Below are 12451 nucleotides of genomic sequence, written 5' to 3' on the forward strand. Positions count from 1 at the left end.
TTTTATCCTACTGATCCTTCTAAACTAATTTCTAATAACTTCTGTGCCTCCACAGCAAACTCCATTGGTAATTTGTTCAACACCTCTTTACTAAAGCCATTAACAATAAGTGCAATTGCCTTTTCTGTGTCTATACCACGTTGGTTGCAATAGAAAATTTGGTCTTCGCCAATTTTACTGGTCGTGGCCTCGTGCTCTATTTGTGCCGATTTGTTTTTGGTTTCTATATAAGGAAAGGTATGCGCCCCACACTCATTACCCATCAACAAAGAATCGCACTGCGAAAAGTTACGCGCATTTTCTGCCCTACTGTTTATTTGTACCAAACCACGGTAACTATTCTGGGATTTACCGGCAGAAATACCTTTAGAGATTATAGTACTCTTGGTGTTTTTACCCAAGTGAACCATTTTAGTGCCGGTATCTGCTTGCTGATAGTTGTTGGTTACGGCTATGGAATAAAACTCCCCGATTGAATTATCGCCTTTTAGAATACATGATGGATACTTCCATGTTACCGCAGAACCTGTTTCTACCTGTGTCCAAGATATTTTTGCGTTTTTCTCACAAAGCCCTCTTTTGGTCACAAAGTTGAACACACCACCTTTACCCTCTTTATCTCCGGGGAACCAGTTTTGTACCGTACTATATTTAATTTCTGCATCGTCTAGTGCAATAAGCTCTACAACGGCAGCGTGCAGTTGATTTTCATCTCTAGAAGGAGCAGTACATCCTTCTAAATAACTCACATAACTTCCTTCGTCAGCAACCACCAAAGTACGCTCAAACTGGCCTGTACCTGCTTGGTTAATTCTAAAATAGGTAGATAATTCCATTGGGCAACGCACGCCCTTTGGAATGTAACAGAAACTACCATCAGAAAAAACGGCAGAGTTTAATGCGGCATAAAAGTTATCTTTTTGCGGCACAACGGAACCTATGTGTTTTCTTACCAATTCTGGGTGCTCCTGTATGGCTTCAGAAATAGAACAAAATATAATTCCTTTTTCTGCTAATGTCTTTTTAAACGTTGTAGCCACGGAAACAGAATCCATAACTACATCTACTGCAACACCGGCTAATTTTTTTTGCTCATCTAATGAGATACCCAATCGCTTAAACGTGTCTAGCAATTCTGGATCTACCTCATCTAGACTTTCGTACCTTGGCTTCTTGTTTGGTGCAGAGTAGTATGATATGTCTTGAAAATCTGGTTTTTCATAATGCACGTTTGCCCATTCTGGCTCGTCCATCTCTTTCCAGATTTTAAAAGCTTCTAAACGCCATTGGGTCATCCACTCAGGCTCATTCTTCTTTTTAGAAAGCGCAACAACAACTTCCTCATTCAACCCCTTAGGAAAGGTTTCAGATTCTATGTCTGTATAGAAACCATATTCATACTCCTTGGTTTCTAATTCTTTTTTTAATTCCTCTTCTGTATACGCCATAACAATCTTACTGTTCTCTTTTTGGTATTTATCTGGATTTAAAGTGAAAAGCTTTCACCACAACCACAGGTTCTCTGGGCATTAGGATTGTTAAAAACAAAACCTTTACCATTCAAACCTCCTGAATATTCCAAAGTGGTGCCAACCAAGTATAAAAAACTCTTTTTATCCACCACAATTTTTATGTCATTATCTTCAAACACTTTATCGGTTTCTCCTACGGTGTTGTCAAAATTAAGTTCATAGGACAATCCACTACAACCTCCACTCTTTACTCCAACACGTACGTAGTCCGAACCAGCTTCAAAGCCTTCCTCTGACATCAATGCGGCCACTTTAGCCTTTGCAGTATCTGATACTTTGATCATGTTACAATTAGATTAATTATAAATAGCTTACAAATATAGTGGTTAAGACGTATTTTAACAGGATTCATAACATTATTATAACGAATATTTCCATAAGCGTTTTCTATGATTCAGATTATACCGATTGCCATCGTGTATGAATACCTATTTTAGGGAATTATTAAAAATCGTATTTAAAGAATTCATCCTACTTTTGCAGTATGTTAGAAGACAAAGAACAATCAAGAACACCTTTAGAACAGTTGGGCGAATTTGGCCTAATAACACATTTAACCAAAGACTTTAAACTAGTACAAGAATCTAGTGTTAAAGGAATTGGTGATGATGCCGCTGTTTTAAATCATAAAAACCAAAAAACTATAGTTTCTACAGATTTGTTGATTGAGGGCGTACATTTTAACTTGGCTTATATGCCACTAAAGCATTTGGGATACAAATCTGTGATGGTAAATCTGTCTGACATTTATGCTATGAATGCCACAGCAACCCAAATCACAGTTTCTTTGGCCGTATCTAACCGTTTTCCCTTAGAAGCTTTGGAAGAATTTTACGCTGGTGTAGCAACAGCTTGTAAAATTTATGGCGTGGACCTTATTGGCGGAGACACAACATCTTCTACAAAAGGAATGCTCATAAGTGTTACAGCTATTGGCGTAGCCCAAGAAGAACAACTGGTGTACCGCAATGGAGCCAAAGAGAACGATTTGCTTGTTGTTTCTGGTGATATTGGTGGCGCTTATCTTGGTTTGCAAGTTTTAGAGCGCGAAAACGAGGTTTTTAAAGTGAATCCGCAAAACCAGCCCGATTTAGATGCCTACAGTTACATTGTAGAAAGACAATTAAAGCCTGAAGCTAGAAAAGATATTGTTGAATTGCTAGCGAAATTAGAAGTGAAACCTACCGCTATGATAGATATTAGTGACGGACTTTCTTCTGAAATTTTGCATTTGTGTCAAAATAGCAATGTTGGTTGTGATTTATATGAAGATAAAATTCCTTTAGACCCCACGGTAATTGCCACTTCTGAAGAGTTTAAAATAGATAGCACGATGATTGCTTTGAGTGGTGGAGAAGATTATGAGTTATTGTTTACCATAAATCAAAAAGATTTTCCTAAGATAAAGGCCAATCCTAATCTTACAGTTATCGGTCATATGACAGAGAAAAGTATGGGCGCACAGCTAGTTACGCGTTCTGGCGCAAAAATGGAATTAAAAGCACAGGGCTGGAATTCGTTTTAATTAGGCAACCCGTCTGCGTTCTGTTTGCTTTTTAGACGCTCTACGGTTTCTTTTCTGGTACATTTCTTCTAGGGTCTTATTTATCTCCCTCATTTTATCCGTAAGAATGGTCAGTTTACCACGTTCATCCGTAGTTACTTGTTTTTGACAATGAATACAACGGTATTCTTTAATATGATGTGTCACTTTCTTAGACACAACAAAATGATGCCCAAAAAATTGACAGAAAATACCAGTAAGCTTATTGCCATCGGGGGTAATGGTTCCTTTCATACATCAAGGTTTAAATGGCACGTTTAGACTTGGGGCCTTAACAATGCGGTTATACAATATTAGGTTTGGTTCTTTATTATTGAAAACAGCTGAAAATCAACTGTAAACATACTTATGCAACGGCACTCCCCTTCTGTTTAGTATACGTTTTATCGTATTTTCTACAAAAATTTCGATAAAAGGCATATTTTCGACAAAATTCAGCAAATAATCGACGAACCGTTGCGGGCTTCAAGATACAAATACAGCGCTTATTAACAAATAATTAGTGATTAATGTTACGTAAAAAAGACACCTTACTTGTAGGTTTCGCCCTCTTTTCTTTATTTTTTGGTGCTGGCAACCTTATTCTACCCCCCTATTTAGGATTTACCTCCGGTATAGATTGGTGGGTAGTAACTTTGGGTTTTGTACTTACTGGTGTTGTCGTACCCATCTTTGGCATTGTGGCTCATGCCCGATTACAAGGCACCTTATTCGATGTCGGTAAAAAAGTATCTCCAACATTCAGTTTAATTTATGCCTACCTTATATATCTAATATCTATTTTACTACCTGCGCCACGTACTGCGGCTGTGACCCATGAGATAGCTATTGCTCCACTTTTTAATAGTCCCTCATGGCTTACAAGTACGATTTACTTTGCATTGGTATTTGTATTTGCCTTAAATCGCTCTAAAGTGCTAAGCATTATTGGCAAATTTCTTACTCCAGCCATCTTACTTATTTTGGCAGCAATTATTATTAGTGCAATTGTTGGTTTTGATAGCGCTCTTGCTCCTAGTAGTGTTGCGCATGGGTTTAGTACTGGTTTTTTAGAAGGATATCAAACATTCGATGCTATTGCTGCAGTAGTTGTAGGTGGTGTTATTATAATCTCTGTTAACCTAGATTTTAAGCAATTAGATGCCGCGTCCAAAAGGAAACTCATTGCTAGAGCTGGTCTTATTGCTGGTTTGGGTTTATTTGCAGTCTATGCTGGATTAATTTATACGGGAGCACATTTACAATCTGAGTTTATTGGGATTACGGACCGAACAGCCTTGTTATCCGAAATTAGCATCATTACGTTAGGCAATATTGCCTCCTTGCTTTTAAGTGTGCTAGTATCACTCGCCTGTTTTACCACGGCTGTTGGAATTATTACAGGTACCGCAGATTTTATGAAAGGAAGATGTAATGAAAGTCAATCTGTTTATATAATGACTGTAGCGCTTTGTTGCTTGATTGGTCTTTTGGTAGGCCAGTTCAACGTGGAATTTATAATTAAAGTCGCCGTACCTGCATTAATGTTCATTTATCCCGTGACTATAATCCTAATACTATTAAATGTAGTTCCAGATACACTTGGCAGCCCAAAAGTTTTTAAATGGGTTACAGCAACTGCTGTTCTATTTAGCACTCCCGATTTTCTTGCTACCATTGGGTATCCACAGCTGGGCAATATAGCAAGTGATTGGTTACCCTTGGCTAAATTTCAAATGGGTTGGATATTACCCTGTATGTTAGTATTTGCAATAGTCAATGCTACCAAAAAAATAGGCGCATAAAGCGCCCATTTTATCCTATGTAATGGCTGAAACTAGGCATTCATCAATTCCTCTATCTCTTCAGCTGCTAACGGTATGTTTTGCATTAGATTAAAAGGCTCACCACTTTCTTGGATAACCACATCATCCTCTAAACGAACACCAAAACCTTCTTCAGGAATATAAATACCGGGTTCTACGGTAAATACCATATTGGCTTTCATTGGTGTTTTTAAAGCCCCATAATCATGCGTGTTTAGACCGATATGGTGACTGGTACCGTGCATAAAATACTTCTTATAAGCGGGCCAATCTGGATCTTCGTTTTGTACCGCGGCTTTGTCTAAAAGACCTAATCCCAATAATTCAGACGTCATTATTTTACCAACTTCTTTATGATATTCTGCCCACAAGGTGCCTGGAACCAACATTTTAGTTGCCTGCTCTTTTACCCGTAAAACGGCATCATAAACCGCACGCTGTCTTGCCGTAAAACGCCCGCTCACAGGTATAGTTCGGGTCATATCACTAGAATAATTGGCATATTCTGCAGCCAAATCCATCAAAATAAGCTCTCCTTCTTTACACTCTTGATTGTTTTCTATGTAATGTAACACATTCGCATTATTACCAGAGGCGATGATAGGTGTATAAGCAAACCCCTTACTTCTATTGCGTACAAATTCGTGTAAAAATTCGGCTTCAATCTCATACTCAAACACACCAGGTTTAACAAACTCTAATACACGTCTAAAACCTTTTTCAGTTATATTACAAGCAATTTGCATAATCGCAATTTCTTCTGGCTCTTTAATGCCTCTAATTTCTTGTAATATAGGGTTGCTTTTTGCCCATTGATGCGCAGGAAAGTTTTGTTTGCATTTACGGATAAAACGGTCTTCTCTAGTTTGTGTTTCTACGGCTTGCCGGTAATGTTCGTTCGTATTAAAATAAATAGTTTCGGCCTCCGTCATCAAATCAAAGAAAATCTTATCAAAATCACTTAACCAATACACTGTTTGTATACCAGATACACGTGTTGCATCCTCCTTGGTAAGCTTAGCCCCTTCCCAAACCGCAATATGCGCATTGGTTTCTCTTACAAATAATAGCTCTCTATGCTTTGGATTTAACGCATCCGGAAAAAGTATTAATATGGTTTCTTCTTGGTCTGCCCCAGACAAATAAAACAAATCCCTGTCTTGTTCAAACGGCATGGTGGCATCGGCACCTATGGGATAAATGTCGTTAGAATTAAAGACTGCAATACTTTTAGCTTTCATGCGCTGCATGAATTTCTTTCTATTCTTAACAAATAACTGACTGTCTATTGGGTCATATTTCATACAAAATCTGTTTTTTTCAAAAGTAACGAATGCAGTCACCATTGTAAAATCTTAATTAAAAGGGCATCGCTATTAAAAGCAATAAATACTACTATTGGTAGACTACATAGTTATTATTACCTTTCTGCTCGACTAATCCCAACCTCAAAAAAATGAAACGTTTATTCCTTTTTGTCCTAATTATTGGCTTACATTTTTGTTATGCACAGCCCAGAGCTACTACAGAAAACTATGTTAAAGATGCATTAGAGGCAAAAGCCAAACTAGAAGAAGTTTCGCTGTTAAAAAATATATCCTTGACCAACATTGGACCAGCAATTATGAGTGGTCGTGTGGTGGACTTAGCGGTTAATGAAGCTGACCCTACGGAATTTTATGTAGCCTATGCTTCTGGAGGTCTTTGGCACACTAAAGACAATGGCATTTCTTTCACCCCAATTATGGATAATGCACCTACCCAGAATATTGGTGATATTGCGGTACACTGGGCCAGCCACACTATTTGGGTAGGCACAGGAGAAAATAATGCTTCTAGATCTAGTTACGCTGGAATAGGAGTATTAAAATCTACGGACAATGGTGCCACTTGGGAAAATATGGGTTTAAAAGACAGCCACCACATTGGCCGAATAGTCATTGACCCAGACAATCCAGATACTGTTATAGTTGGTGCTACAGGACATTTGTATTCTGCAAACGAAGAAAGAGGTATTTACAAAACAATAGATGGGGGTAAAACTTGGACTAAAACGCTTTACGTAAATGCAGAAAGTGGCGTAATAGACGTGGCTGTAGACCCTAAAAATTTTAAGACTCAATACGCCGCCACTTGGCAAAAAGACAGAAAAGCTTGGAATTTTATAGGTAACGGCTCAGGGTCTGCCATTTACAAAAGTTTGGATGCTGGTAGCACATGGAATAAAATAACACTAGAAGGCAGTGGCTTCCCTGCAAGTGAGGGTGTGGGCCGTATTGGATTGGCCGTTTTTAACGATTCTATTGTTTATGCGATATTAGACAATCAAGAAAGGAGGGCTAAAGCGCTTAAAAAGGTTGTTGATGGGGACAAATTAACCAAAGACGATTTTAAAACCATGAACAAACGCACTTTACTAGGTCTGGACAACAAGCGTTTAAATACGTTCTTAAAGACCAATGGTTTTCAAGAAAAATATCGTGCAGAGAATGTAAAGGCACTGGTACGTGATGGCTTGGTAGAGCCAGTGGATTTAGCCAAATACTTAGAAGACGTCAATTCACTCTTGTTTGATACTCCTGTGAAAGGTGCAGAAGTTTATAAAAGTACCGACGCCGGCGCCACATGGTCAAAAACACATGAAGATTACATTGATGACCTCTTTTATAGCTATGGTTATTATTTTGCTCAAATTGCAGTTGACCCTAGTGATAGCGAACGCATTTATTTAGCTGGTGTACCATTAATAAGGTCTACAGATGGTGGAAAAACTTTTGAAAGTATTAGCAAAGAAAATGTACATTCTGACCACCACGCCCTGTGGATTAATCCAAAAAAACCAGGCCATTTAATTAATGGTAATGATGGTGGTGTAAACATTACTTATACAGATGGTGATGTGTGGATGAAAAACAACCAGCCTAGTGTAGGGCAATTTTATGCTATTAATGTAGATAATGAGGAACCATACAATGTATATGGCGGCCTACAAGATAACGGAGTTTGGAAAGCTCCACATACCACTAAAATTAATAATGGTTGGCAAAGTAGTGGTAAAAATCCTTGGGAAATGCTAATGGGGGGTGATGGTATGCAAGTGCAAATAGATAGCAGAAATTCAGATATTGTTTTTACCGGATTTCAATTTGGGAACTACTATAGGATAGATTTAGCAACGGGCAAGCGCAATCCCATACAACCTAAGCATGAACTAGGAGAGAGTCCTTATCGTTTTAATTGGCAAACACCAATATTACTATCCCCTCACAACCAAGATATTCTTTATCTAGGAAGCAATAAGTTACACCGTTCTATGGACCAAGGTACTACTTGGCAAAGTATTTCTGAAGATGTAACTCATGGCGGCAAAAAAGGAAATGTTGCTTATGGTACCATCACAACAATTTCTGAATCTCCTTTTACCTTTGGGCTATTGTATGTAGGTACAGACGATGGTCTAATCCATGTTTCTAAGGATGGTGGACATAGTTGGACCAATGTTGCCAACCCATTACCAAAAAAATTATGGGTGACCGAAGTTGCAGCTTCTAAACACAAAAAATCTAGAGTCTACGCTACACTTAACGGGTATCGTTGGGATAATTTTGTGCCTTATGCCTATGTAAGCGAAGATTATGGGGTTAGCTGGAAAAATATTGTAGAAGACCTGCCAGCATCCCCAATTAATGCATTAGTAGAAGACCCTAGTAATGAAAACCTATTGTTTATAGGTACAGATAATGGATTATATGCTAGTTTGGACCGAGGCAACTCTTGGCATAGCATGCAAAATGGAATGCCTAATGTAGCAGTACACGATTTAGTTATACAAAAAAGAGACCAACATTTGTTAGTGGGCACCCATGGTAGAAGTATTTATAAAGCAGACATAGGCTTTTTACAAGAAGTAGACTTTGACCTTGACCGTGAAAAGCTACATGTATTTAAATTAGAAAACATAAAACATTCTGGGAGATGGGGAAATAGCTGGTCTTCTTGGGGAACTCCAAACACTCCTGGTCTTGATGTTAATTTTTATACCAATACCGCAGATACATTCCAAGCCAAGGTGAGTACCAAAGATGGCATTACCATAAGCCAAGCAAACCTAGAGGCTATTAAAGGATTTAATGTATTGCATTTTGATGTAGCTTTTGACAAAGAAGGAAAAAAAGCATATTTACAAAAAAACAAAACCACCTTAACAGAAGCTAACAATGGTAAAACGTACCTACCAAAAGGCGCCTATGTTTTAGAGGTTTCTGGCAATGGAAGCAAGCAAACCAAAGAATTTAAAATAGAATAAATGCAATTAAGCTTAAGCATACCTGCACTTTTGTTTCCTGCCATTTCTTTAACCATGCTGGCTTATAATGCAAGGTATTTGGCCATTGCGGCTTTAATTAGGCAATTGCACGTACAATTTTTAGAAACCCAAGCACAACCCCTAAAAAAACAAATAGAATTACTACGTAAACGTTTAGAAATAATAAAATGGATGCAAGCCACAGCTATTGCCAGTTTTTTGTTGGCTGCTGTAACCATGTTTTTAGTTTACGTAGAGCTCGAGCTCTGGGCGAATATAGTTTTTGGTTTTAGTTTAATATTCTTAATGGTTTCTCTGGTATTGTCCTTTATAGAGGTACAATTATCTACAAAAGCGCTGGGAGTACAATTAAATAGCATGGAGTAATGAAGTTAGTTTTACAAGAAGATTTACCACTACAAGAAGTAAGTCACGACCCAGATATAAAGAAAAAAGTGTTCTTGAATAAAGGCGATATTCCCCATTTGATGATGTTTAGCACTGCCACTTTTACTCCAGGGCAATCCGTAGAAACGCATAAACACGATACCATGACTGAAGTATTTTATATACAAAAAGGCATGGCAGAATTTACCGTTGAAGGCAAGAAATATATTTTAAAACAAGGACATTGTATTACCATAGAAGCTGGAGAGTATCACAGCCAAAAAAATCCTTTTGATGCTGATGTAACTTGGCTATATTTTGGGGTAGACGTAGGATAAATATGGACGATTGTGCATTTTGCCCAGTTAAACTGTGGTTTTTGTCTAATTTTTAAGAAATTTCTGTACTTTTTTGAGTATTTTGTTTACCCAAATTTTAAATTCCCCAAGCCTATGGAACGGGTAACAGATATTGCTTTTTTCAATAACATACGTGAAATTCGCGAGTACGAATTCGGAAAGTTTTATTTTTTTAACGGTCTTGTTATTTCAGAAATAGCAGAAGGTGCCACTTTTGCTTGGGAACATGCAGAAAAGGCTATTAAGGCCGCTCATGAAATTTTTGGTCACGATTTACCCATCATATACATCTCTAACAGAGTAAACAAATACAATGTGGTAGCATCTGATTGGATTAAATTTTACCAACATAGGCACAACTTAAAATACTACGGTATTGTAGGTAATAACAGTAAAAGCTTTGCCAGCTTAGTATTAGAGCGAATGTTCTTTAGATCTAGCATGCGCAAATTTAGTCACATACAAGACGCCATTGATTGGGCACAAAATTTGTTGGTAACAGATGTCGATTTAATTTTTGGCGAAAATAGCTATTGACCAATGTGAAAAATAGCGTCTCCCTGATTCACCACAGCTTGATTATTGATACAAAATACAAAGCCAGAATTTGGCGCAATAATATTTTTGCTTCGCTTGGCATACGTATCAGAAATTATCCCCATTATTTCACCTTTTTTTATAGCCATTCCATTTTTCACCTTTGGAATAAACATGCCTGCCCTTGGTGCACGCACCCATCTAGTCATTATCAAATGTTGACTAACGCTGGTTTTAGCATCTTTCACACCTTCTAACATTTTCAGATGATGTAACACATTTGTTATCCCTTGGCAGGCAATAGCAATGGAGTCACCATCAAAACGCATACTTTCACCAGCTTCATAAACAATAACTGTTTTCCCTTTTTTATAAGCATCGTTCCTAAAGGAACCTTTTATCAACTTAGAAGAAAAGTAAAAGGGCGCATTAAAAACTTCCGCAAGTTCTTTACCATTATCATCCCCTAAAGTGTAACGTACTTGCGGATGATTATGGCGTTGCCCTCCACCAGTGTGCAAATCAATAGCAATATCAATTTGTGGCAAGAGCTCATTGGCATAATTGTATGCAATTCTGCTAGCCAAAGAACCGTTTTTAGACCCTGGAAAACTTCGGTTTACATCTTTACCATCTGGCACATCTCTAGAAAAATGAATAAATCCAAAGACGTTTAAAATAGGAACTACAATGACCGTACCCCTACAAATGTTTAGCGTTTTGTCTGCCAACATTCGGCGCAGTGTTTCTACTCCGTTAATTTCATCCCCATGTAAACCAGCTTGCAGCAAAACCACTGGACCAGGATTTTTGCTATTAAAAACGTGGACGGGTATATCTATTAAAGTGCCTGTCGGGAGTTTGGCAATATCTATTTTTACAAGTTTATTTTTCCCAGGAGGCACCAATTCTGCCCCAATTTGCAACGTTCTATCAGCTCTTTCTTCCCACATGTCGTTCCATATATTGAATAATTCGCTTGGCCACATTAATACCCGTGGCAGCCTCTACTCCTTTTAGACCAGGAGACGCATTTACTTCTAATATCAAGGGACCATTGGCAGAACGAATTAAATCTACACCCGCAACCCCTAAGCCCAATAACTGTGTAGCTTGTAATGCAATAAACTTTTCTCGTGGGGTTAATTTTACCGCTTCGCCTAAACCTCCTCTATGAATGTTAGACCTAAATTCATCCATATCAGAAGTCCGCTTCATACTAGCAACTACTTTTTTACCAATAACGATAATACGTATATCTTCCCCGTTTGCTTCCTCTATAAACTTCTGAATAAGGATACTAGTATCCATTTTGTAAAAGGTATCAATAATGCTTTTAGCAGATTTTTTAGTCTCTGCCAAAATCACACCTAACCCTTGTGTACCTTCTTGCAGTTTTATAATTACTGGGGGGCCACCTAAAAGGCGTAATTGGTCTTCTATATTATTAGGATTAATACTAAAAAGCGTTTCTGGAATCGGCAACCCATTTTTAGCTAGAATTTGCAGTGTAGCCACTTTATTTCTAGCTCTACTAATTGCGGCAGACCTAGCAGTACTAAAAACTCCATTTATTTCAAACTGCTTAACAATTGCTGCGCCATGTTTGGTTACTTTAGTCCCTATTCTTGGAATTATTGCATCAAACTCATGAGTAACATCTTCAGAACCAAAAAAAATTTTAGGATTACCTTCTCCAAGTTTTACGGAGCATTTGGTGTGATCAATAAGTTCTACATAATGCCCAGCTTTTTGCGCTTCTTCTACCAAGCGTCTGGTAGAATGCACATGTAGGCTTACAGAAAGTATGGCAATGTCCATGTAAACGGCTTAGGGTCTGTTTTAGAGTATGAATATCGTTTAAAAATTTAAATCGTCTTTGTTTTTTTGTGATTTTAGTCTTTTGACGGTCCAGTTTGTTGAAGCAAAAACGTTTTAGAATCTAGGTTTTAAGAGATTTT

General features: G+C 37.8%; 12 protein-coding genes. 6 read left to right on the forward strand and 6 right to left on the reverse strand.

The window, feature by feature from the left end:
• Positions 1 to 2: 2 nt before the first annotated feature.
• Both sufB and FBT53_RS05695 read right to left on the reverse strand, forming a co-directional pair.
• Positions 3 to 1448 carry a Fe-S cluster assembly protein SufB gene (gene sufB, locus FBT53_RS05690; RefSeq protein ID WP_136950209.1) on the reverse strand — a complete coding sequence of 482 codons (1446 nt, stop codon included), beginning with the start codon at positions 1446 to 1448 and terminating at the stop codon, positions 3 to 5.
• Positions 1449 to 1486: 38 nt separating this feature from the next.
• Positions 1487 to 1816: an iron-sulfur cluster assembly accessory protein gene (locus FBT53_RS05695; RefSeq protein ID WP_136950210.1), complete on the reverse strand. Its 330-nt coding sequence runs from the start codon at positions 1814 to 1816 to the stop codon at positions 1487 to 1489.
• A 200-nt stretch (positions 1817 to 2016) separates the two neighbouring features.
• Here FBT53_RS05695 and thiL point away from each other — a divergent pair, with 200 nt between their 5' ends.
• On the forward strand, positions 2017 to 3057 hold the full coding sequence (gene thiL / locus FBT53_RS05700) for a thiamine-phosphate kinase (RefSeq protein ID WP_136950211.1): 1041 nt from the start codon (positions 2017 to 2019) through the stop codon (positions 3055 to 3057).
• Here the strand turns inward: thiL and FBT53_RS05705 are convergent, their stop codons facing one another.
• Positions 3058 to 3330 carry a hypothetical protein gene (locus tag FBT53_RS05705; RefSeq protein WP_136950212.1) on the reverse strand — a complete coding sequence of 91 codons (273 nt, stop codon included), beginning with the start codon at positions 3328 to 3330 and terminating at the stop codon, positions 3058 to 3060. It lies immediately after the preceding gene.
• Positions 3331 to 3605: 275 nt separating this feature from the next.
• Between FBT53_RS05705 and brnQ the strand changes: the two genes are divergently transcribed.
• On the forward strand, positions 3606 to 4880 hold the full coding sequence (brnQ, locus tag FBT53_RS05710) for a branched-chain amino acid transport system II carrier protein (protein ID WP_136950213.1): 1275 nt from the start codon (positions 3606 to 3608) through the stop codon (positions 4878 to 4880).
• 32 nt (positions 4881 to 4912) lie between these two features.
• Here brnQ and FBT53_RS05715 read toward each other — a convergent pair whose 3' ends face one another.
• Positions 4913 to 6205, reverse strand: a complete 1293-nt coding sequence (locus tag FBT53_RS05715) for an aminopeptidase P family protein (RefSeq protein ID WP_136950214.1) — start codon at positions 6203 to 6205, stop codon at positions 4913 to 4915.
• 152 nt (positions 6206 to 6357) lie between these two features.
• Between FBT53_RS05715 and FBT53_RS05720 the strand changes: the two genes are divergently transcribed.
• The 4 genes from FBT53_RS05720 to FBT53_RS05735 all read left to right on the forward strand — a co-directional run bounded on the left by FBT53_RS05720 (position 6358) and on the right by FBT53_RS05735 (position 10490).
• On the forward strand, positions 6358 to 9207 hold the full coding sequence (locus tag FBT53_RS05720) for a glycosyl hydrolase (protein ID WP_136950215.1): 2850 nt from the start codon (positions 6358 to 6360) through the stop codon (positions 9205 to 9207).
• Positions 9208 to 9594: a DUF2721 domain-containing protein gene (locus tag FBT53_RS05725; RefSeq protein ID WP_136950216.1), complete on the forward strand. Its 387-nt coding sequence runs from the start codon at positions 9208 to 9210 to the stop codon at positions 9592 to 9594.
• Positions 9594 to 9932: a cupin domain-containing protein gene (locus FBT53_RS05730; RefSeq protein ID WP_136950217.1), complete on the forward strand. Its 339-nt coding sequence runs from the start codon at positions 9594 to 9596 to the stop codon at positions 9930 to 9932. The genes FBT53_RS05725 and FBT53_RS05730 overlap by 1 nt, the downstream gene beginning before the upstream one ends.
• A 114-nt stretch (positions 9933 to 10046) precedes the next feature.
• Positions 10047 to 10490: a hypothetical protein gene (locus FBT53_RS05735; RefSeq protein WP_136950218.1), complete on the forward strand. Its 444-nt coding sequence runs from the start codon at positions 10047 to 10049 to the stop codon at positions 10488 to 10490.
• Here FBT53_RS05735 and FBT53_RS05740 read toward each other — a convergent pair.
• Both FBT53_RS05740 and FBT53_RS05745 read right to left on the reverse strand, forming a co-directional pair.
• Positions 10484 to 11443 carry a succinylglutamate desuccinylase/aspartoacylase family protein gene (locus FBT53_RS05740; RefSeq protein ID WP_136950219.1) on the reverse strand — a complete coding sequence of 320 codons (960 nt, stop codon included), beginning with the start codon at positions 11441 to 11443 and terminating at the stop codon, positions 10484 to 10486. The two genes, FBT53_RS05735 and FBT53_RS05740, sit on opposite strands and share 7 nt — an antisense overlap.
• On the reverse strand, positions 11424 to 12311 hold the full coding sequence (locus FBT53_RS05745; protein WP_136950220.1) for a RimK family alpha-L-glutamate ligase: 888 nt from the start codon (positions 12309 to 12311) through the stop codon (positions 11424 to 11426). The genes FBT53_RS05740 and FBT53_RS05745 overlap by 20 nt, the downstream gene beginning before the upstream one ends.
• Between the last annotated feature and the right edge of the window lie 140 nt (positions 12312 to 12451).

This window comes from Flavobacterium sp. ASW18X, assembly GCF_005144745.1.
GTDB lineage: Bacteria > Bacteroidota > Bacteroidia > Flavobacteriales > Flavobacteriaceae > Croceivirga.